The 21032-nt window shown below is 66.1% G+C and carries 20 protein-coding genes and 2 tRNA genes; 5 read left to right on the forward strand and 17 right to left on the reverse strand.

Going from position 1 to position 21032, the window contains the following annotated elements:
* Positions 1 to 812 precede the first annotated feature (812 nt).
* Together NMQ14_RS10900 and NMQ14_RS10905 are read right to left on the reverse strand one after the other, a co-directional pair.
* A complete protein-coding gene (locus NMQ14_RS10900) occupies positions 813 to 1202 on the reverse strand; it encodes a TraR/DksA family transcriptional regulator (RefSeq protein ID WP_257096024.1) in 390 nt (129 codons plus the stop codon).
* Positions 1203 to 1274: 72 nt separating this feature from the next.
* Positions 1275 to 1904 (reverse strand): hypothetical protein, encoded by a 630-nt coding sequence (locus NMQ14_RS10905; protein ID WP_257096026.1) that lies wholly within the window; start codon positions 1902 to 1904, stop codon positions 1275 to 1277.
* Between the two features lie 326 nt (positions 1905 to 2230).
* On the opposite strand from NMQ14_RS10905, the gene NMQ14_RS10910 reads away from it, so the two are divergent.
* Both NMQ14_RS10910 and NMQ14_RS10915 read left to right on the forward strand, forming a co-directional pair.
* Entirely contained in the window at positions 2231 to 2509 is a 279-nt protein-coding gene (locus tag NMQ14_RS10910; protein ID WP_257096028.1) for a type II toxin-antitoxin system RelE/ParE family toxin, read from the forward strand.
* A 10-nt stretch (positions 2510 to 2519) separates the two neighbouring features.
* Complete coding sequence (locus tag NMQ14_RS10915) at positions 2520 to 2804, forward strand: HigA family addiction module antitoxin (RefSeq protein ID WP_257096030.1); 285 nt, start codon at positions 2520 to 2522, stop codon at positions 2802 to 2804.
* Between the two features lie 187 nt (positions 2805 to 2991).
* Here the strand turns inward: NMQ14_RS10915 and NMQ14_RS10920 are convergent.
* The 3 genes from NMQ14_RS10920 to NMQ14_RS10930 all read right to left on the reverse strand — a co-directional run bounded on the left by NMQ14_RS10920 (position 2992) and on the right by NMQ14_RS10930 (position 4529).
* Positions 2992 to 3068, reverse strand: a tRNA-Arg gene (locus NMQ14_RS10920).
* 54 nt (positions 3069 to 3122) lie between these two features.
* A tRNA-Ser gene (locus NMQ14_RS10925) sits at positions 3123 to 3216 on the reverse strand.
* Between the two features lie 74 nt (positions 3217 to 3290).
* Positions 3291 to 4529 carry an aspartate kinase gene (locus NMQ14_RS10930; protein WP_257096032.1) on the reverse strand — a complete coding sequence of 413 codons (1239 nt, stop codon included), beginning with the start codon at positions 4527 to 4529 and terminating at the stop codon, positions 3291 to 3293.
* Between the two features lie 321 nt (positions 4530 to 4850).
* On the opposite strand from NMQ14_RS10930, the gene NMQ14_RS10935 reads away from it, so the two are divergent.
* Positions 4851 to 5144, forward strand: a complete 294-nt coding sequence (locus NMQ14_RS10935; RefSeq protein WP_257096034.1) for a DNA-binding transcriptional regulator — start codon at positions 4851 to 4853, stop codon at positions 5142 to 5144.
* A gap of 535 nt (positions 5145 to 5679) precedes the next feature.
* On the opposite strand, the gene NMQ14_RS10940 is transcribed toward NMQ14_RS10935, so the two are convergent.
* The 8 genes from NMQ14_RS10940 to gspG are packed head-to-tail and all read right to left on the reverse strand — an operon-like array spanning position 5680 to position 13614.
* The gene (locus NMQ14_RS10940) at positions 5680 to 7992 is read right to left on the reverse strand and encodes a secretin N-terminal domain-containing protein (RefSeq protein WP_257096036.1); all 2313 of its coding nucleotides are present in this window, start codon (positions 7990 to 7992) and stop codon (positions 5680 to 5682) included.
* Positions 7989 to 8504 carry a hypothetical protein gene (locus NMQ14_RS10945; protein WP_257096038.1) on the reverse strand — a complete coding sequence of 172 codons (516 nt, stop codon included), beginning with the start codon at positions 8502 to 8504 and terminating at the stop codon, positions 7989 to 7991. Before NMQ14_RS10945 ends, NMQ14_RS10940 begins: the two co-directional genes overlap by 4 nt.
* On the reverse strand, positions 8501 to 9037 hold the full coding sequence (locus NMQ14_RS10950) for a GspMb/PilO family protein (protein ID WP_257096040.1): 537 nt from the start codon (positions 9035 to 9037) through the stop codon (positions 8501 to 8503). The genes NMQ14_RS10945 and NMQ14_RS10950 overlap by 4 nt, the downstream gene beginning before the upstream one ends.
* Complete coding sequence (locus NMQ14_RS10955; RefSeq protein ID WP_257096042.1) at positions 9034 to 9600, reverse strand: hypothetical protein; 567 nt, start codon at positions 9598 to 9600, stop codon at positions 9034 to 9036. Before NMQ14_RS10955 ends, NMQ14_RS10950 begins: the two co-directional genes overlap by 4 nt.
* Positions 9597 to 10307 (reverse strand): hypothetical protein, encoded by a 711-nt coding sequence (locus NMQ14_RS10960; RefSeq protein ID WP_257096043.1) that lies wholly within the window; start codon positions 10305 to 10307, stop codon positions 9597 to 9599. Before NMQ14_RS10960 ends, NMQ14_RS10955 begins: the two co-directional genes overlap by 4 nt.
* Complete coding sequence (locus tag NMQ14_RS10965; RefSeq protein WP_257096045.1) at positions 10288 to 11964, reverse strand: GspE/PulE family protein; 1677 nt, start codon at positions 11962 to 11964, stop codon at positions 10288 to 10290. The genes NMQ14_RS10960 and NMQ14_RS10965 overlap by 20 nt, the downstream gene beginning before the upstream one ends.
* Positions 11961 to 13139: a type II secretion system F family protein gene (locus NMQ14_RS10970; protein ID WP_257096047.1), complete on the reverse strand. Its 1179-nt coding sequence runs from the start codon at positions 13137 to 13139 to the stop codon at positions 11961 to 11963. Before NMQ14_RS10970 ends, NMQ14_RS10965 begins: the two co-directional genes overlap by 4 nt.
* 1 nt (position 13140) lies before the next feature.
* Positions 13141 to 13614, reverse strand: a complete 474-nt coding sequence (gspG, locus tag NMQ14_RS10975) for a type II secretion system major pseudopilin GspG (protein WP_257096049.1) — start codon at positions 13612 to 13614, stop codon at positions 13141 to 13143.
* A gap of 123 nt (positions 13615 to 13737) precedes the next feature.
* Here gspG and NMQ14_RS10980 point away from each other — a divergent pair, with 123 nt between their 5' ends.
* The gene (locus tag NMQ14_RS10980; protein WP_257096051.1) at positions 13738 to 14331 is read left to right on the forward strand and encodes a lytic transglycosylase domain-containing protein; all 594 of its coding nucleotides are present in this window, start codon (positions 13738 to 13740) and stop codon (positions 14329 to 14331) included.
* A gap of 43 nt (positions 14332 to 14374) precedes the next feature.
* Here the strand turns inward: NMQ14_RS10980 and NMQ14_RS10985 are convergent, their stop codons facing one another.
* Together NMQ14_RS10985 and NMQ14_RS10990 are read right to left on the reverse strand one after the other, a co-directional pair.
* Positions 14375 to 15889: an AMP-binding protein gene (locus NMQ14_RS10985; protein ID WP_257096053.1), complete on the reverse strand. Its 1515-nt coding sequence runs from the start codon at positions 15887 to 15889 to the stop codon at positions 14375 to 14377.
* Positions 15890 to 15942: 53 nt separating this feature from the next.
* Complete coding sequence (locus tag NMQ14_RS10990; RefSeq protein ID WP_257096055.1) at positions 15943 to 17106, reverse strand: thiolase domain-containing protein; 1164 nt, start codon at positions 17104 to 17106, stop codon at positions 15943 to 15945.
* A 162-nt stretch (positions 17107 to 17268) separates the two neighbouring features.
* On the opposite strand from NMQ14_RS10990, the gene NMQ14_RS10995 reads away from it, so the two are divergent.
* Complete coding sequence (locus NMQ14_RS10995; protein ID WP_257096056.1) at positions 17269 to 17820, forward strand: LuxR C-terminal-related transcriptional regulator; 552 nt, start codon at positions 17269 to 17271, stop codon at positions 17818 to 17820.
* Between the two features lie 25 nt (positions 17821 to 17845).
* On the opposite strand, the gene NMQ14_RS11000 is transcribed toward NMQ14_RS10995, so the two are convergent.
* Together NMQ14_RS11000 and NMQ14_RS11005 are read right to left on the reverse strand one after the other, a co-directional pair.
* Positions 17846 to 19735, reverse strand: a complete 1890-nt coding sequence (locus tag NMQ14_RS11000; RefSeq protein ID WP_257096058.1) for a propionate--CoA ligase — start codon at positions 19733 to 19735, stop codon at positions 17846 to 17848.
* 34 nt (positions 19736 to 19769) lie between these two features.
* Positions 19770 to 20948, reverse strand: a complete 1179-nt coding sequence (locus NMQ14_RS11005; protein WP_257096060.1) for a diguanylate cyclase domain-containing protein — start codon at positions 20946 to 20948, stop codon at positions 19770 to 19772.
* Positions 20949 to 21032: the final 84 nt, after the last annotated feature.

Consider the following 21032-nt stretch of genomic DNA (forward strand, 5'->3'; position numbering starts at 1 on the left):
GGCGATGGTCACCGCACCAATCGCGACGGGGCCGTCGCTCCCACATCCCTGCGCTTGAGGGCTCGCGGTGGTCTCCGGGCGCGCCTCCCCTGTGGGAGCGGCGGCCTCGCCGCGATGCGCACTTCGCACGGCGATGGTCACCGCACCAATCGCGACGGGGCCGTCGCTCCCACATCCCTGCGCTTGAGGGCTCGCGGTGGTCTCCGGGCGCGCCTCCCCTCTGGGGGCGGGGGCCTCGCCGCGATGCGAACGGCGCACGGAGGTGGTCACCGCTCCAATAGAGACGGGGCCGTCGCTCCCACATCCCTGCGCATGAGGGCACGCGGTGGTCACCGGGCGCGCCTCCCCTGTGGGAGCGGCGTCCCCGCCGCGATACGCACTTCGCACGGCGATGGTCACCGCACCAATCGCGACGGGGCCGTCGCTCCCACATCCCTGCGCTTGAGGGCTCGCGGTGGTCTCCGGGCGCGCCTCCCCTGTGGGAGCGGCGTCCCCGCCGCGATACGCACTTCGCACGGCGATGGTCATCGCACCAATCGCGACGAGGACGTCGCTCCCACATCCCTGCACTTGAGGGCTCGCGGTGGTCTCCGGATACGCGGCCCTTTTGGGAGCGGTGATCCACGGTTGGCCCTCGCCGCGATGCGCACGTTGCACTGTGATGGTCATGGCACTGATCGCGACGGGGCCGTCGCTCCCACAGTCCCTGCGCTTGAGGGCTCGCCGTGGTCTCCAGGCGCGCCGCTCCCGCAGCGCTGCGATTCAAACTTCGCCGCGGTCTCCGGGGGCGCGGCCCCTGCGCATGGACGGCTTCAGAGGCTTGCGGCGGCTTTGCGGCCGCGTTCGCGTTGCGCTTCGCAGGCGACGCAGTACCGGGCCTGCGGCGCGACCTCCAGCCGTCTGGCGGGGATGTCTGCGCCGCACTCGCGGCAGATGCCGTAAGTGCCTTCGGCGATGCGCTGCAATGCGGCGTCGATGTCGGCGAGGCGCGCGACATCTTCTTCGACACGCTGCAGATCGATCTCGCGGTCGGACGCGCGCTGCGGCGCGTCGTCACCGTCCTGCAGCAGCACTTCGCGGGCGTGCTCGGCACGCGTGAGGCCGCCGAGATACGCCTGGCGCCGTGCGCTCAATTCTTCGTGTTCCTGTCGCAGGATGAGTTCGAGGTGCTGACGTTGTTCCGCGGTCAGGGGCAGATTCATGACGATTTCCTCCGTGGGCCATTGGCGGCCCTTTGTGTTGTGTCGGATCCGGGGCCCGGACGACAAGCCGCTTCAGCCGCCCAGCGGGCGCGCGATCAGCGAACGTTCGAGCGCGAAGGCAAAGCGGTCGAACAGTGAATACACGGGCGTGTTGCCGTCGCGCGAGCACGAAAAAATGACCTTCGCGATGTTGGCCGTGGTGGACGAGTAAAGCACGGTCTGCCAGCTACCCCACGCCGCATCGCTGTGGGCCACCGGGTACTCGGCGCGTCCGAGCAGCTTTCCCGCAGCGTCATAGGCTTCGAGGAAGGGCTGCGCTGTCGCCGCAGTCATGCCTTCGGGCGCCTCCATCGGCTTGGCGTCGATCGAAACCCAGCGCTGCGGTTTCGCGAAGACGGCTTCGATGCCGCCCTGACGTGCGTCGAACATGCAGAGCTGCGGCGGCGCGACCACGGAAACGCCGTTCGGTGCCGATTCCATGCCCCAGGCCGAACGCGCGTATGCGTGCCAGCGCTTGGCCGGTTTGGTGGTGATGGACGCAAACGTCACCCCTTTTGCGGCGTACTGCGTATCGATCACAGTGCCCTCGGGCACATCGTCGAACAGGATCACGGTCGCCTTGGCGAACTCCAGCGGCGGGCGCACAACCGGTCCGGTGGGGCGATGAAGTCCCGGATTGATGAGATCGGCGATCTTCGGCATGACACATCTCCATGTGACGCAAAGGCGGGTGCCTTCGACACTTCAAGCATGGATGCCGCGTGCAAATCCGCCTTGCGCCTGATCAATGCCGCTGCGCTCTCCAACTGGGCAACGCCATTAACGACATTTGCATAGGTAGAATCGCGGGGCATGCTCAATTGGCAGCGGTTGCAGCGATGTCAGACATGAAGCTGACGCCGTTCAGGCGTTGCGCGATTCTCGCTTCGGTTTTTCGGAGCGGGCTCGATGTACGGCTTCAAGCGCTTGCGCCCATGAACACCGGATCAATGGCGAATGCCTAGTTGTAAAGCCTGGATTTACGATTTATGATCAATTCGTTTCGCCACAAGGGGCTTGAGGCCTTCTTCCACAGTGGAAAGCAGGCCGGTATTCAACCGATACACGCCAGGCGACTACGCGAATTGCTGACAGCGCTGAACGCAGCGGCCAGCGCGGACGATCTTGCGCGACCATCGTGGCGACTGCACTCGCTGACAGGAAATCGGGCTGGATTTCACGCGGTGACAGTTCAAGCGAACTGGCGGCTGGTTTTTCGCTTTGATGGCCCGAACGTCGAACTAGTGGATTACATCGATTATCACTGAGGCTTGAACGATGGACATGCATGACCCCGCGCCGCCGGGCGAACTTCTGGCTGGATGGCTTGAAGACCTGAACATGAGTGTGACGGCGTTCGCTGCGCACCTGGAAATCAGTCGCGTGATGTTGTCGCGCATCCTGCATGGGCACGCTGCAGTGAGCGCAGACATCGATCTGCGGCTGTCGGAAGCCCTTGGAACCACGCCCGGTTACTGGCTGCGCCTGCAGGCACAGCGCGACCTGTGGGCAGCGGCGCAACGGGCGAAGGGCCGCGCGCCGGTCGCGCGCATCGCCGCATGACACGCCTTGGCCCGTTCTTTGGTCCGTTCTTTGGTCCGTTCTTTGGTCCGTTCTTTGGTCCGCTCTTTTGTCCGCTCTTTTGTCCGCTCTTTTGTCACATCGCAGTCCAGGACATTCATCCCCGACCGCACAAAAGAAAAAGGCCAGTCTGACGACTGGCCTATCTTTGCGACTGTCTTTGCGTTGTTGGCGCGCCCGGAGCGATTCGAACGCCCGACCCCTTGGTTCGTAGCCAAGTACTCTATCCAGCTGAGCTACGGGCGCGCTGCAAAGAGGCAATATATTAGCACAAATATACTGCCGTTCAAGCTCTGAAACTGGCGGAGGAGGAGGGATTCGAACCCTCGATACAGGTTTTGGCCCGTATGCTCCCTTAGCAGGGGAGTGCCTTCGACCACTCGGCCACCCCTCCGGTCCTTCCAAAGCGCGCGAATCATACCGCCTGACCCTCCCCGGGTCAAACGCGCATCGCGCCTGCCGAGCGGATTACGCCGCCGGCTGGTCGAGTTCGAACGCGCGGTGCAGCACCCGCACGGCAAGTTCGAGATACTTCTCGTCGAGCACCACCGACACCTTGATCTCGGAGGTCGAAATCATCTGGATGTTGATGCCCTCTTCGGCCAGCGTGCGGAACATCTTGCTGGCGACACCCGGGTGCGAACGCATGCCGACGCCGACTGCAGACACCTTGCAGATCTTGTTGTCGCCCCTGATTTCGCGCGCGCCGATGTGCTGGCGCACGCCTTCGACGATTTCCATCGCCTTGGTGAATTCACCGCGATTGACGGTGAACGAGAAGTCGGTCGAGCCGTCGTGGCCGACGTTCTGGATGATCATGTCGACGTCGATGTTGGCGTCGGCGATCGGGCCGAGGATCTGGTAGGCGATGCCCGGGCGGTCAGGCACGCCCAGAACGGTGATCTTGGCTTCGTCGCGGTTGAACGCGATGCCGGAAATGATGGGTTGTTCCATATTGGCTTCTTCCTCGACAGTAATCAGCGTGCCCGGACCTTCGTGGCCCTCGTCCTCGAAACTGGACAGCACGCGCAGCTTGACCTTGTACTTGCCTGCGAATTCGACCGAACGGATCTGCAGCACCTTGGAGCCGAGGCTCGCCATTTCGAGCATTTCCTCGAAGGTGATGCGGTCGAGCCGGCGTGCTTCCGGCACGATACGCGGGTCGGTGGTGTACACGCCGTCGACGTCGGTGAAGATCTGGCACTCGTCGGCTTTCAGGGCCGCCGCCAGCGCAACGCCGGTGGTGTCGGAACCGCCGCGGCCGAGCGTGGTGATGTTGCCGTCGGCGTCCACGCCCTGGAAGCCGGCCACCACGACGACATTGCCGTCGTCGAGATCGCGCCGGATATTGCGTTCGTCAATGGACAGGATGCGCGCCTTGGTGAAGGCGCTGTCGGTCAGGATGCGCACCTGGCCGCCGGTGTAGCTGCGCGCCTTCAGGCCGAGGTCTTTAAGCGCCATCGACAGCAGGCCGATGGTGACCTGCTCGCCGGTCGACGCAAGCACGTCGAGTTCGCGCGGGTCGGGTGCCGGCGACACCTCTTTCGCGAGGCCGAGCAGGCGGTTGGTTTCTCCGCTCATCGCCGACACCACGACGATCACCTGATCGCCGCGGGCAACGTAGCGCGCGACGCGGCGCGCCACGCTCTTGATGCGGTCGGGCTTGCCGACCGACGTACCGCCGTATTTCTGGACAATGAGGGCCATCTGTACTTCCGCAGCGTTATACGAAAACCGGAGATTGTAACCGATCCGCCCCGGTAGCACGCCGCGCTGCGCTCGCAAGGGATGAGCGGCCGGCATGTTCCAGGACCGGTCAGCGTGTCGGCATTTCGCGCAGCAAACCGAGTTGCAAAAATATGCAAATCTGTTTGATACAGGACGACGTGATCATTTATACTGGATTTCTCTTATGCCTTTAGTGATAAGAGAAACGCAGCATTTTTATGCGATTCGGCAAGTCGCCCGGACCGGACTTTCAAGGCAGGCACGGCTGGGTCGTCATCCACTTTTTCAAGGACAACGAGCATGAAATCCACAGACAACATCGATGCACGAGAGATTCGCAAGAAGCTGGGCATGAACCAGTCGCAATTCTGGTCGCGTCTCGGCGTGACGCAGAGCGGCGGATCCCGCTACGAAAGCGGCCGCAACATGCCCAAACCTGTTCAGGCTCTGCTGCGTCTGGTTCACGTCGAACAGATCGACATCAGCAAGATCCGTCGCGAAGACATGGATGTCGTCGAGTACCTGCGTGCGACCGATCCGGAAACCTTCAAGCGTCTGAAGAAGGAAGCCAAGGCCTATCGCAAGGCCGGCTGATTCCCGGTCAGCTGAAGAAGATAAAAGGAAGGCTCTGCCTTCCTTTTTTTCGTTTACGGCGCCCCGGGCGCTCGCGCGCAAGCCGGACAAGGCGATCAAAGACGTGAAAGGGCTTGTGGGCGAGACGCCACGGCGGGCTCTCGATCGCAGGGACTGTGGGAGCGACGGCCCCGTCGCGATCAGTGCAGCGACCATCACAGTGCGAAGTGCGCATCGCGGCGGGGCCGCCGCTCCCACAAGGGAGGCGATCGTGCCTCGACCCTCACGGTGCAGAGCGCGTATCGCGGCGAGGCCGCCGCTCCCACAAGTGCGGCGTCGCCACAGACCACGGCAAGGCCTCAAGCGCAGAGACTGTGTGTGGGAGCGACGGCCCCGTCGCGATCGGTGCAACGACCATCACAGTGCGAAGTGCGCATCGCGGCGAGGCCGCCGCTCCCACAAGGGAGGCGATCGTGCCTCGATCATCGCGGTGCAGAGGCCGCCGCTCCCACAGGGACGGCGACCATTGCGGTGCGAAGTGCTTATCGCCGCGCCGTCAGGGCTTGATCGTTATCTCCGCCGGTGACGGCGGCGACACGGGCAGCGGGTTGCCGTCGGCGCCGAGCAGGGTGACGCTGCCGACCTGCACGCTGGTGCTGCCGATCGGCGCCGTCGGGCTGACGCGGAAGCGTACCTCGCTGCGCGCGTCCTGGCCGTCGCCGCCGACGATGCTGACAGTTGTCCGGCCCGGTGCAGTGACATTGCCCTGCGCAGTCAGCACGTTCGGGTCATACACCAGTTCAACCGTCGCCGGCTGGGCGCCAACCGGTACCTTCATCAGCACTGTCACGCCAGCTTCTCCGCCGATGGCTGCTTCACCGGTCGATTGCATGCGCAGATCGACCTGTGTGGCGTCCCCAGGTTCTTCGCCCGGACCCGGTTCCGTCGGTTCCGGCACCAGCGGACGCGCGATCGGCGCGGCCGCAGCTGCGGCACTGCCACCCGAACTCGACAGCCGCATGCCCTGGTCCTTGCCGGTCTTGCGGACCGCCAGCGACGGCGCACCGACGGCGGCTTCGGTACCGGCAGCCAGCGCCGGCAGGATGTGCGCCGGGCGGTTCAGGTTGCGCACGATGCGCGGGGTGATCAGCAGCACGATTTCGGTCTTGTTGGTGCTGTTGCGCTCGCTCGAAAACAGCTTGCCGATGATGGGCAGATCGCCCAGCCCGGGCAGGCGCGATGCGCTGGACCGCTCTTCGTCGGAAATCAGGCCGGCGAGAATCTGCGTTTCGCCGTCCTTCAGGCGCAGGGCGGTCGCGGTCGACCGGGTGCCGATCTGGTAGGCGAGCGAGCTCTGCGGCCCCTGCACTTCGCGCACCACGCTCGACACTTCGAGCGTCATCTTGATGTCGACGTCGTCTTCGAGGTGGATCAGCGGTTCGACGTCGAGCTTCAGGCCGACGTCGAGATAGGTGACCGACGCCGACACGCCGACGTTGGCGGTCGAGGTGGTGGTGAATACCGGCAGCTTTTCGCCGATGTGCACCTTGGCCTTTTCCTTGTTCTTCACGCGGATGCGCGGATTGGCCAGCAGGTTGGCCGAGCCGTCCTGCTTGCGCAGGTTCAGGATCAGACCCGGGTTGGAAATGTAGCCGGTGAGGTCGCTGATGTCGCTCAGCGGCACGACGCCGGGTGCGATTTCCTGGCCGGGCAGCTGCACGACGTTGCTGGTCACGCCGGCCGCGGTCGACTGCTGGATCACCTGCTGCTGCGAACGCAGCGCGCCGAAGCCGATCTGGTCCGGGAAATCCAGCCCCAGTTCCTTCAGCTTGTTGCTGCTGACTTCGAGCACCTCGACTTCCAGCATCACTTCGGGTTCGGCCACATCGACCGACTCCACCAGCTGTTCGGCCAGACGCACTGCATCGGCGGTGTCCTTCATCACGATGAGATTGATGCGCTCATCTATATAGATGTCCTTGGTCTTCACCACCGTCTTGATCAGGTTCTGCACCTGCTTGGCTTCGGCATTGACGAGGAAGAAGGTGCGCGTGACCATTTCCTTGTACTCGCGCTGCTTGGCGGCGGTGTTCGGGTAGATCAGCACGGTGTTGTCCGACAGCACGCTGCGTTCGAGCTGGTTGGTGATCAGGATGAGCCGCATCACTTCGGCCACGGTCGTACTGCGCACGAACAGCGTCACCTTCAGGTCGGACCGCACGTCCTTGTCGAACACGAAGTTGATGCCGGTCGAGCGCGCGATCGCCTCGAACACGTTGCGCAACGAGGTGTCGCGGAATTCGAGCGTGACCGGCTTCTGGAACAGGCCGCCCAGTTCGGCCGGCGCGCTCTGTTTCGGACGGGCCTGTTCGACCTCGCGCAGCATTTCGCGCGCGGCGGTGTGCGTGTTGTCCTGTTCGAGCACGTTGCGCAGGCGCGCCTCGGCGCCGCCCATGTCCTTGCGTTCGAGCAGCGTGCGCGCTTCGCGCACCATGGCGTCGTGCCGCTGGCCGCGCGTCATCTGGTCGCGGATGAACTGGGCGCGCTGGTTGCGCGGGTCGAGCGTCTGCGCCTTGTCGAGTGCCGCGGTGGCTTCGTCGCGCCGGCCGGCCAGACGGGCGTTTTCCGCCTGCGCCAGCAATTTGGACACGGCGACTTCGCGCTGGCGGAAGAAGGTGGCGCGGAATTCGGGGTTGTCCGGCGCTTCCTTGGTCGCCTGTTCGAACAGGCTGAGCGCACGTTCCTGTTCGCCACTGATCAGCGCCTTCTTGCCGTCTTCGAACGCCTGATTGGTGGCGCACCCGGCCAGGGTGACGGCAAGGAATGCAAAAATGAGCGCGCGCAGGCGGGCCGGCTGGAATGCAATCATGGGGCGCTTCCGATGGTCAGGGTCTGCCGCTGCTTGAGCGGTTCGAACATGAAGGTGATGGCCGCAGCCGTCACCGATTCAACGCGGTACTGGTTGTTCAGCAGGTCGCCCGTGCGCGCCGGCAGGATGCGGTCGCCCTGGGCGAGGAACACGGTGATGCCGCCCTCCTCCATCAGCTTGCCCTGATAGCGGAACGGCAGCGGCGGCGCAACCGGCGCGGGTGGAGGCCCCTTGCGGGCGGCCATCGCCGCCTGTTCCGTCGCGGTCGGCGCCGGCGGCAGGAAGCTGTGCGTGGCGAACAGGTCGCGACCGACTTCGGCTGCTGCACGCACCGGTGCGTCGGCGATCAACACGCCGGGCGCATCGCCTGTCGCCGCCACGGCGCGCGAAGCACTCGACGGGCGACGGCTGTCGGGCGCAGACGGCTCGGCATCGGTTCCGTCATCCAGACCGGCCACGTACCACACGGCCGCCAGCGTGGCGGCCAGTGCCGCGATCAGACCGCGATTCATGGCGCGTCCTTCATCAGGATGGACACGCGCACGCTGGCATCGACGTTGCCGCGTGCGATGTCTTCGCGGCGCAGCACGACTTCTTCCACCAGCACGGCCGGCGAAACTTGCTGGATCTCGGCCAGCCAGGTGCGCAGCGCGGGATAGCTGCCACGCAGCGGAAAGAGATATTCCTGCCGTGCGTACCCGGCGCCGACCGGCTGCGATTCGCGGCTTTCGACGCGCGCCAGCACGAGCTTGTTGCGCCCGGCCGCCTGCGACAGCGCTTCGAGGACGGACGGCATGCGCGCGCGCGGCACCAGCGAGGCGTCGAAGCGGTCAAGCTGCTCGCGCGGCGATTCGACGGTACGACCCAGCGACAGGCGCTCGGCCAGCGCGCTGCGTTCGCCTTCGAGCACGCCCAGTTCGGCTTCCAGCGGCGCCGTGGCACCAAACTGGATGGCCAGCGCAAAAGCGAGCAGCGCGACGCCGAGCGCGCCCGCCCAGCCGGCACGCAATGCGGCATACATCAGACGGGCGCGCAGCATGTTCATGCGCCCCTCCACTGCAGACGCAGCGAGAACGCGACCACCTGCAGGCCGTTGCGGTCCTTCAGTTCGAACACCTCGATGCGCGGCGCACCGACCGCCTGTGCGTCGGCGAAGGACTCGGCGTAGGCGAACAGCGCATTGAGGTCGCGCGCCTCGCCGGTCACACGCAGCACGCCGCGTGCCGCGTCCGGCTCGACCGACAGCAGCGCCACATCCTCCTTGCCGCGCGCTTCCAGTTCGGCGAACAGCGGCTGCCATTCGCGTGCGCGCTGCAGCGACAGCTTGCGTGCGACGTCGATGCGCGCGCGCAGCGCCGGATCATCCTGTTCGCGGCGCGCCAGCACGCGTGCCTGTTCGGCCTTGCGTGCCGCACGCCGGTTGTCGTCGCGCAAGGCGGCGACTTCGTCTTCGGTGGTCTGCCAGCGATCGAACGACGCGAACGCGGCGACGGCGCCAACGGCCAGCAGCAGCCAGCCGAGCCAGCCCGGCGCGTGGCGGCGCGCCACGAAATCGAGTTCGGGTGTCGCGGGCCGTGCGCCCGGCCGGCCCATCAATGGCAGCTTCATGCGACCACCCCGCCGGTCACGCAGCGCCATCCGCGCGGCAAATTCATCGACGGCGCGCCCTGGACGAACAGCTGGCCGCCATCGAGTGCACCGTCGAACAGGCTCAGGCGCCGTTCGAGCAGCGCCGGCAGCGCGGCCGGATCATCAAGCGCCTCGCCGCGCATGTGCAGCCAGCGTCCGCCCGACCACAGGCCCATGCACAGCCAGCCGTGCTGAAGCTGCGCGAAACCGCCCAGCGCGGCGCTGCCGCCGAAAGCCGCATAGGCGCGCAACCAGGCCGGCTGCATGCTGGTCAGCCGCACGCCGGTCGCGGCCGCCCAGGCCACGAGTGCCTGCACCAGAGCCGTGTCCATGCCGCAGGCCAGCACGCGCTCGGCGGGCTGGGCGTCCCAGGCAAAGGTCCAACCCTGCGCGGCGGTGCCGAACACTTCCATCATGCGGGCGCGCACCAGCGCCTGCACCTCGTCGCGGCCGGCCACGCCGGGCGGCAGGTCGATCACCTGCCAGCGCGTCCACGCGTTGTCGATCGACACCTCGACCGCCGCGCGACGCGGCGTGGCAGCGGCCGGGATGCGGGCCAGCGCGGCGGCCAGCGTGTCGTGCGCCAGCGGCTGCAGGTCGGCATGCAGCCGTTCGCCCGCGCGCGCCAGCGACAGGCCGTGCGGACCGACCTCGAGCAGCAGTGTCCTAGACGACAAAAGTGACACGGTTCAATTCCGTCAGACTGGTTTCACCACTGGCCACCAGCACCAGACCCGCTTCGCGCAGCGTGCGCGTGCCGCGCGCCCGCGCGGCTTCCTTCAGTTGCCGCATCGGCGCGCGCGTCACGATCAGTTCGCGCAGCTCGTCGTCGAGCACCAGCAACTCCGCAATGGCGCGCCGGCCCTTGTAGCCGGTGCCGCGGCAATGGCCGCAGCCGGTGCCGGCGCGATAGTCGTAGCCGACGGCGTCTGCCAGACCGGATTCGGCCAGCATCGCGGCATCGGGCTGCTGGGCGACCGAACAGTGCCGGCAGTTCAGGCGCAGCAGACGCTGCGCGACGATGCCGTTCAGCGCCGACACCAGGTTGTACGGATCGACGCCCATGTGCAGGAAGCGGCCGATCACGTCGAACACATTGTTGGCGTGCACCGTGGTGAGCACGAGGTGACCGGTCAGCGCGGCCTGCACCGCGATCTCGGCGGTTTCGCCGTCGCGGATTTCGCCCACCATGATCTTGTCCGGGTCGTGGCGCAGCACCGAGCGCAGGCCGCGCGCGAAGGTGAGGCCCTTCTTTTCGTTCACCGGGATCTGCAGCACGCCGGGCAGCTGGTACTCGACCGGGTCTTCGATGGTGATGATCTTGTCGAGACCGTGGTTGATCTCGCCGATGGTCGCGTACAGCGAGGTGGTCTTGCCGGAACCGGTCGGGCCGGTCACCAGCAGCATGCCGTAGGGCTCGGCCGCCAGCTTGCGCATGGCGGCGCGCGCGATGTCGTCGAAACCCAGGCTCTCCAGTGACAGTGCCTGCAGTTCCTGCGTCAGGTGGTCCTTGTCAAGCACGCGCAGCACCGCGTCTTCGCCGTGCACGCTGGGCATGATGGACACGCGCAGGTCAATGTCGCGTCCGGCGTAGGCGACCTTGAAGCGGCCGTCCTGCGGCACGCGCCGCTCGGCGATGTCGAGTTCGGCCAGCACCTTTATGCGCGACACCACCTGCTCGGCGGTGTCGGCGCCGGCGATCTGGCCGATCCGCACCATCACGCCGTCGATGCGGTACTTGACCTGCATGCCGGCCGGCACCGATTCGAGGTGGATGTCGGACGCCGCCTGTTTCAGCGCGTCGTACAGCGTGGAATTGACCACCCGCACGACCGGGCTGGCGTCGTCGGCGATGCGCGCCAGCGACAGCACTTCAGCCGAACTGGCGCTGACGCGGTTGCTGTCGTCGAGCAGACCGGTGGAGGCGCGCTGGCTGTCTTCGTAGCGCGCCAGCGCGGCGGTGATGTCGTCGCGCGTGGCCACGCGCAGTTCGAAACTGGCCGGCAGCGTCGCGGCCAGCCAATCCTGCAGCGCGCCGTCGTAGGGGTCGGCCACCACGGCGATCAGGTGACCGGATTCGTCGACGGCCACCAGCACGGCACGCGCCAGCGCCTCGGAAAAGCGGATGCGTTCGAGCGAAGGCGTGAGCGCATTGAGCGCGGCACTGTTCATCGCCGGCAGGCCGAGCTGGGCGGCGACGCGGGCGCACATCGCATCGGGCGTGTCGCCCGACAGGTCGATCAGCGCCTGCATGATCGAACCGCGTCCGGCACGCAACCGGGCACGGGCGATCAGGTCGGCAGGCACGCCCTGCGGCGCGCCGGCTGGCAGGGGCGCGTTCATTGCAGACTTTCCGCGAGCTGGAAGATGGGCATGTACATCAGCACCACGACGCCGCCGATCGCCAGCCCGATGCCCAGCATCAGCAGCGGACCGAACAGGCGGGTGGCGCGGTCGAGCCAGCGCGTCATTTCTTCGTCGTGGAAGGCGGCGATGCGTTCCATCATGTCGCCCAGGTTGCCCGCCCGCTCGCCGACACGCAGCATGCGCGACGCCACGGCGGTGCTCAGGCCGACTTCGGTGAAGGCGTCGGACGCTGAGCGGCCTTCGCGGATCGACAGCAGCGCGCGCGACAGACTTTGCTGCATCGGCAGCGGCAGCAGTTCGCGCACCAGTTCGAGCGACTGCACGACCGGAATGCCGCCGCGCAGCAGCATGCCGACCGTGCGGAAGAAGCGCGCCAGCCGGAAGATGCGCATGCGGTCGCCGATGCCGGGCAGGCGTTCGAGCTGCGCCATGAAGCCCTGCCGGAATGCCGGCTGGCGCAGCGTCCAGCCGAGCCCGACGACGACGGCGATCACCGCGATGCCGAGCGCACCGGAATTCGCCTTGACGAAGTGGCCCCAGGCGAGCAGCCACTGCGACGCCAGCGGCAGTTCGGTCGAAATGTCTTCATACACCTTGGAAAACTGCGGCACGACGAAGGCCAGCAGGAACATGACAACCAGCAGGCCGACCACCAGCAGGATGACCGGGTAGGTTGCCGCGGCGACCAGCTTGCCGCGCACGCTTTCCAGCTGTTCGCTGTAGGCGACGTAGCGCTCGAGCGCCTGGTCGAGGTCGCTGGTGCGTTCCGAAGCGCGGATCATCGCCACCAGCAGGTCGGGGAACACCGAGGTCTGCGCCGCCATCGCCATCGACAGCGTCTTGCCCTGGCGCAGCGCATCGATCAGCGCGGTGAGCACGGTACGCGACAGCGTGCGGCCTTCCTTGTCGGCCATCACCTCCAGCCCCTCGACCAGCGACAGGCCAGCGCGCAGCAGTGCCAGCAGTTCCTGACAGAACAGCAGCACCGGGAAACGCTGGCGAGTGAAGCTGAGCGTGCGCGCACGCGCAGCCGACAGAACGGTCAGGCCGTCGGCCTGAACCTGGGCGCGGGCGGAGATTTCGTCCGACGCCTCGATCTGAAGCTGCGTGATGCGGTTGGTGACGTCGAGGGCCCGGATGCGGAAAAGCATGTCACCAGTTCGTGATGTCGGCGGCTTCGTCGCTGCCGCCTGGTTGACCGTCCTTGCCCAGCGAGCTGAGATCGTATTCGCCGTGTTCGCCCGGCGCGCGATAGATGTAGGGGCGGTCCCACGGATCCGGCGGCACCGCCTTCTTCAGATAGGGGCCGCCCCACTTGGGGGCCGTGGCCGGGCGTTCGACCAGCGCCTTCAGGCCCTCTTCGGTCGTCGGGTAGCGGCCGTTGTCCAGTCTGTACTGGTCAAGCGACTTTTCCAGCGCATCCATCTGGGCGCGCGCCGCCTTGACTTCGGATTTGCCGATCTGGCTGAAGTAGCGCGGGCCGACATAACCGGCCAGCAGACCGATGATGACCATCACGACCAGCAGTTCGAGCAGCGTGAAGCCGCGTTGTACGACACGGCCTTGAGTGGGGCCGCGAGTGGGACCTGGCAGGGTTCTGTCCGGGGATTCGTTACGTGTCATCATTGACTTAGTCTAGCGGTGCCGGCCATGCGGCAGCAAGCGTTTGCGGGCAGTGCAACATGAGCGAAACCTTGCGGCAGCAAGATTGCAATACTCGATACTTTACCGGGCCTGTGTTTCCTTCAGATGAATCGAGCCACCAAACTGATCCTCTCGCTGTTCTGCCTGCTGAGTGCGGCGCCGGCACAGGCGGACATTTACGCGCGCGAAGATGGTGAGGGCACACTGCATCTCACCGACACGCCCGTCGGCGAGGGCTATGAACTGCTGCTGGAATCACGTCCGGCCGGCGCCCCGGCAAGCGTCGGCCGGACGGTCCGGCGGTCCGCGGCCGCTGCAGCGCACCAACAGCGCATTGCGCGCGTGGCGGACCGCACCGGCGTCGAAGCCGGGCTGCTCAATGCGGTGATTGCGGTCGAATCGGCCTACAACCCGAAGGCGGTGTCACCCAAGGGGGCCGCCGGTTTGATGCAGCTGATGCCGGACACGGCGCGCCGCTATGGCGTGACCGACCGCTTCGATCCGGACCAGAACCTGCTCGGCGGTGCGCTCTACCTGCGCGACCTGATCGCACGTTTCGACAACCGGCTCGACCTGGCACTGGCCGCCTACAACGCCGGCGAAGGCGCGGTCGAAAGGCACGGCCGCAAGGTGCCGCCGTTCGCGGAAACCCTGCGCTACGTGCCGAAGGTGCTCGACCACTACCGGTCGCTGCGCTGACGCAAGTCGCCATGCGGGCTAAGCGTCGGGACGTCAGAGGGCCTTACGACTGTGCATCCATCTCGCGCAGCGCGGTCTTCAGCACCTTGCCGTAGTTGTTCTTCGGCAGTTCATCGACGAAGCGGTAGTGCTTGGGCCGCTTGAAGCGCGCGATCTCGGTCAGGCAGTGCGCGTCGAGTTCGGCCGAGGTCATCGGCTGGCGCGTCACGACGAAGGCGATCACCACTTCACCCCATTCCGGGTCGGGACGACCGATCACCGCCACTTCGGCGACCGATTCGTGGGTCAGCAGCGCTTCTTCGACTTCGCGCGGATAGATGTTGCTGCCGCCGCTGATGATCAGGTCCTTGCTGCGGTCGAGCAGCGTCAGGAAACCGTCTTCATCGAGGCGGCCGACATCGCCGGTATAGAGCCAGCCATCGACGATCGACGCCGCGGTCGCTTCCGGGTTGTCCCAGTAGCCATTCATGACGGCTTCGCCGCGCACGCGGATTTCGCCGGTTTCGCCGGTCGGCACGTCCTTGCCCTGCGCATCGACCACCGCCACTTCGACCATAGATTGCGCGAAGCCGACCGACGCCAGGCGTTCGCGGTAGCGCGGCTGCGTCGGGTCGTTAATGAGTGCGCGCGGCATCACGGTGATCATCATCGGGCACTCGCCCTGACCGTAGATCTGCGCGAAGTGCGGGCCGATCAGTTCCAGTGCCTCTTCGAGGTCGGCCAGATACATCGGGCCGCCGCCGTAGCAGATGGTCGCCAGGCCGGCCGGACGCTGGCCGGTCTTCTTCACCACGTCGATCAGGCGGCGCACCATGGTCGGCGCCGCGAAGAACGACGCTTCGGTCCAGTGGGCGGCAAGGTCGAAGCATTCCTGGGCGTCGAAGCCACCCGATTCGGGCACCACATTGATGCCGGCCTGCATGACGTAAGGCAGGTGGAACAGGCCGCCGCCATGCGACATCGGCGCCGGATGCAGCGCCACGTCACCCGGTGCCAGCGCCTGCACGCTGCTCAGATACCCCATGCAGGTCCAGCGCAACTGGCGCAGCGACAGGTTCACGCCCTTGGGCCGGCCGGTCGTGCCGCTGGTGTAGAACAGCCACACCGGATCGGTATCGGAGCGCGGCTCGATGGCCGACGGCGCGATCGACGCATCGCGCAGGAATCCGAACGACGACAGCACCGGCACCGCGTTGCCGCCGTCGCGCAGCACGGCTTCGAGGTCGTCGCGCGCCTCGGCGCCGCAGAACACGATCTTCGACCCGCTGTGGGTACAGATGAACGCCGCTTCCTTGGCGTGCAGCTTGGCATTGATCGGCACCACGGCCACACCGGCCCACCAGGCGCCCCACATCAGCGGCAGGTAGTCGGGCGTGTTGTACATGAACAGCGCCACCCGGTCGCCCGGCGCGAGACCCTGCGCACGCAGCCAGGTCGCGAAGCGCGCCGCGCTTTCGGCGAATCCGCGGTAGTTCCACAGCACCTCGCGACCGAGGGCAATGGCGGGACGATCGGGGTATTGCTGCGCGGTACGCTGAAGCCACAGGGCGATGTTCATGGGTGCTCTCTCTCCGTTATCTTGATTTTCTTTGGCGGCTGCGACCGGGCCGCTTACTGCACGCGTTCGAGGATGGAACCGTAGTTGGCCACGCTGGCACCCCCCATGTTGAGGATGCCGGCGAAGCGCGCGTCCGGCAAGACGTCGGCGCGGAAGCGGCCGAGCAGCATCCACGCGCTGATGACATGCATCGATACGCCGGTGGCGCCGATCGGGTGACCCTTGGTTTTCAGGCCGCCGGACAGATTCACCGGCAGCTTGCCGCCGGCATGCACCCAGCCCTCTTCCAGCGCGCGGTGGCCGCCGCCGGGCGGCGTCAGGCCGATGGCTTCGTACATCATCAGTTCGGCGATGGTGAAACAGTCGTGCACTTCCACGCTGTCGAGGTCATCGAGCGTGAGCTTTGCCGAATCGAGCAGGCGCTGCCAGGCGACGCGCGCACCGGCCAGCTCACTCATGTCGCGCTGCGACGTCGGCATGATGTCGTTGGCCTGCGCCGTGGCGCGCAGGCGCACGAAGGGCCGGCTGCCGTCGTGCGCGTCGCTGTGGCACAGCACGATGGCCGCTGCGCCATCGGAAATCGGCGAGCAATCAGTGCGCAGCAGGCGGCCGACGACACGCGGGTTCTTCTCCGATTCGGTCGCGCAGAATTCGATGCTGAGCGGATTGCGGTACTGCGCCAGCGGGTTGTGCGCCGCGTTGTCGTGGTTCTTCGATGCGATGCGCGCCATCGCGTCGCGCGGGTCGCCGAAGCGTTCGGCATAGCGGTCGGCGATCACGCCGAACATGCCGGCAAAGCCGGCCGGCGTTTCGGCTTCGTCCTTGAAGTAGGACGCGCGCAGCAGCGCGTTGCCGACGTCGCGGGTCGAGAGCTGCGACATCACCTCTACACCGATCACCAGCACGCGCCGGGCCGTGCCGGCGCGGATGGCGAGCGCGCCCTGATGCACCGCGGCGCTGCCGCTGGCGCAGGCGTTCTCGACCCGCACCGCCGGCGTCATGCGCAGGCCGGGCAGCAGATTGGCCGACAGACCGGCCACGAAGCCCTGCTTCACCATGCCGACGCCGAAGTGGCCGACGACCACGGCGTCGATGTCGGCCGGTTCGAGACCCGCATCGGCAATCGCCTCGGCGGCGACTTCCGCCATCAGGGTTTCGACATCTGCGTCGGGGCGCCGGGCAAAGGGCGTGTGGGCGAAACCGGTCAGATCGATCATGGACTCTCTCCCGCGACCGCGCTCGGCGGCCTTCTGTGGCGAAATTCGGTGGCGAAAACCGGCCCCATTGGGCGGCCGGCGGATCGGGTATACATTAGGCGCGCCCTGACACCTGCGCCAGTCGCAGAACTACGCCCTGCCGAGCCAGATATGTCTTCCTTGATGCCCGATTCCACCGCCGCCGACCAGGCGGCCGACCTCTGTCCGCTGGGTATGGTGCTGACCTCGCAGCGCCGCATCGAGTGGTGCAACGACCGCTTCGCCGCCAGTTTCGGCTATCCGCGCTCGGCGCTGATCGGCCAGAGCATGGCCGTGCTGTACCCGACGACCAGCGAATTCGAGCGGGTTGGCGAGCGCGGCTGGCAGGCGCTGTTCAAATCGGGGACCTATGAGGACGAGCGGCTGATGCGGCTGCGCGACGGCGGGCTGCGCTGGTTCCGCGTGCTGGGCAATGCGCTCGACCGCAGCGACCCGTACCGGCGGGCCAGCTGGCTGTTCGAACCGCTGCGCGTCAGCGGCACGGTGGATACGCTGAGCCTGCGCCAGCGCGAAGTGCTGTCGGCGATGACACGCGGTCTGACGTCGAAGGAATGCGCGCGCGAACTGGGCATCAGTCCGCGCACCGTGGAGAAGATCCGCGCCCAGCTGATGCAGCGCTACGACGTGCATAACGCCGCCGCGCTGATGAGCCGCATCAGCGGCATGCCGGGCTGACGCGTACGCGTCAGCCGGCGGTTGCTCAGCCGAGCGACTGGCGGATCTGATCGAGCGTGGTCGGGTCGTCCAGCGTGGTCAGGTCACCCGGATCGCGCCCTTCGGCGATCGCCTGGATCGAGCGGCGCAGCATCTTGCCCGAGCGTGTCTTGGGCAGGCCATTGACGAACAGCACCCGGCCGGGCCGTGCGATGGCGCCGAGCAGGTTGTCGACCGTCAGCATCACTTCCTTTTCCATCGCGGCGCGACCTTCCGGCGTTGCGACCCGGCTGGCATCCTTGGCCACGGCGAACGCCATCGGCAACTGGCCCTTCAGGTTGTCCGCCACACCGACCACGGCCACTTCGGCCACGCCGGCATGCGCCTGGATCGCCTCCTCGATTTCGCGCGTGCCGAGCCGGTGGCCGGCGACGTTGATCACGTCGTCGGTGCGGCCGAGAATCTTGTGATAACCGGCGTCATCGCGGATGCCCCAGTCGAAGGACGAATACACCAGCGGCGACTTGAACAGCGAAAAGTAGGTGCGCACGAAGCGATCGTCATCGCCCCAGATGGTCGACAGGCAGCCCGGCGGCAGCGGCGGCACGATGCCGACGATGCCCTTCTCGTTCGGCCCGCACTCTGTGCCGTCCTCGCGGAAGATGCGCAGGTCGTAGCCGTACACCGGATGGCCGGGCGAACCGAGCTGGATGGCCGTCTTTTCGACACCCGGCAGTTCGCACAGGATGGGCCAGCCGGTTTCGGTCTGCCAGTAGTTGTCGATGACCGGCTTGTCGAGCGCGCTCATCAGCCACTCGTGGGTCGGCTCGTCCAGCGGCTCGCCGGCCAGGAAGATGTGGCGCAGAGATGAAATGTCGTGCTTCTTCAGGTAGGACGGATCCTGCTTCTTCAGCACGCGGGCGGCGGTCGGCGCCGAGAACATGACCGACACCTTGTACTTTTCGACCAGGCTCCACCAGATGCCCGGGTCGGGACGCAGAGGCGTGCCTTCGTACATCAGCGTCGCCATGCCGGCGATCAGCGGGCCATAGATGATGTACGAGTGGCCGACCACCCAGCCGATGTCCGACGTCGTGAACATCGTTTCGCCGGGGTGGCCGCAGTAGATGTGCTGCATCGAGGCCGCCAGCGCGACCGCATAGCCGCCGGTATCGCGCTGCACGCCCTTGGGCTTGCCGGTGGTGCCGGAGGTGTACAGGATGTACGACGGCTCACTCGATTCGAGCCACACGCACGGCACGCTCGCATTCATGTGGTGGGTGCGCAGCGTCGCGTAATCGACGTCGCGCCCGACCACCACCGGACATTCCTTGTCCAGGCCGCGGTTCACCATCAGCACGCGTGCCGGCGGGAATTCGGCCAGCGAACAGGCTTCGTCGAGCAGATGCTTGTACGGTACGACCTTGCCGCCGCGCATGCCGGCTTCGGCCGACACGATGACCTTCGGCTTGGCATCATCGATGCGGGTGGCCAGCGAACCGGATGCAAAGCCGCCGAACACCACCGAGTGGATGGCACCGATGCGCGCGCAGGCGAGCATGGCGAAGGCCGCTTCGGCAATCATCGGCATGTAGATCAGCACGCGGTCACCGCGCCCGACGCCGAGCGACATCAACATCGCCGCCATGCGCTCGACTTCGCGCTTCAGTTCGGCGAACGAATAGGTCTTTTCGATACCGGTTTCGGTCGATACGAAAATGAGCGCCGCCGCGTCGGGCCGCGTCGCGGCATGGCGGTCGACCGCGTTGTGACAGAGATTGGTGGTGCCGCCGACGAACCACTTTGCAAAAGGTGGCCGGGAAAAGTCGCAGGTTTGCTGTGGAGCCTCCTGCCAGTCGATCAGGCGGGCCTGTTCGGCCCAGAACGTGTCGCGTTGGGAAATGGAACGCGCGTGAAAATCCGTGCTTGCTGACATGTTTCCTCCTCTGACCTGCGCCGTCTTGCAGATATTATTTTTTATCAACGATCGAAGTATCAGCTTCGCTTGCGTACCCGCGCAAGCAGTCGAGCGGGATGTCGCAATCGTATTTGACGCCAATCAACTCGAGCAGCGGCAGCAGCCGGTAGATCAGCGCAGGAAGCTGGGCATCGATTTCGTCGGATGCCCCGGACTTGATCAGCAGCAGCGCGCGCTCGATGCTCACGATGCCGGCTGTCCAGGCGAATTTCTGCGGCTCGCCGCCGCTGCTTCGTACTGCGTTGCCGCCCTCGCGCTGCGCCATGTCGGCGCGCGCCACCGCCAGCCCGAGCATCTGCGACACCGAGTCGGCATTGTCGGACAGGCTGTTCGCCACGCCGATATTCAGGCTGATGCGCAGCGTCTGGCCGCGGTACTGCATCGCGGTCGCGGCGATCACGGTGCGCATGCGGTTGGCGAACTGTTCTGCGCTGGCCAGGCTGATGTCGGGCGTGATGATCGCGAACTGGCCCTCGCCGATCTGCGAAAAGGTGTCTTCCTTGCGCACTTTGGTCGCCAGCACCTTGGCCAGCTTGCGCATGATGAGGTCGGTCACGTGGCGGCCGAAGCTGCGCACGATGTCACCGAAATTGTCGATGCCGACGATCAGTACGCTGACCTCGCCACGCTGGCGAACCGCCGCGGACAGCAGCTGTGCGCCGTGGATTTCCATGTACTGCGGACTCGCCATTCCGGAATGGGGGTCGATCGGCGACGCTGCGGCGAGCGCTTCGCGGCTGTCGGCGAGCTGGCGTCGCGTGCTGTTGAGGCGGCTGGCCGATTCGATGCGCGCAATCAGTTCGACCGTGCCGATGCCCTTGGTGATGAAGTCGGTCGCGCCCAGTTCGCGCGCACGTTCGCGTGCGGCGTCATCTTCGTCGCCGGAAATCATGATCACCGGAATGTCGGCGATGCGCTGCACGCGCGACGAGCGCACGCGTTCGAGCAGGCCGTAGCCATCAAGCTTCGGCATCGTCAGGTCAGACAGTACGACCTGGATCGAATCATCCACCAGCAGCGTCTGCCAGCCGGCTTCTCCATCGGCTTCCTCGCGAAAATCGAAGCGATCGCGGATGCGCTTGATGATGGATGCCCGCACCATGCGCGAGTCATCTACGATGAGTACCTTCACCGGCGGCATCACGTCAGCGTTCGAATTACGGTCACTCATGGGCCCTGAAACCGGCTTGCAATGGGATCGAACGCATGATTGTAGGGGAAGCCGGCGCCGCGGCGGCGAGGTTTTGCGCGGCGC

This window comes from Methyloversatilis sp. XJ19-13 (assembly GCF_024580155.1).
In the GTDB taxonomy this organism is placed as follows: domain Bacteria; phylum Pseudomonadota; class Gammaproteobacteria; order Burkholderiales; family Rhodocyclaceae; genus Methyloversatilis.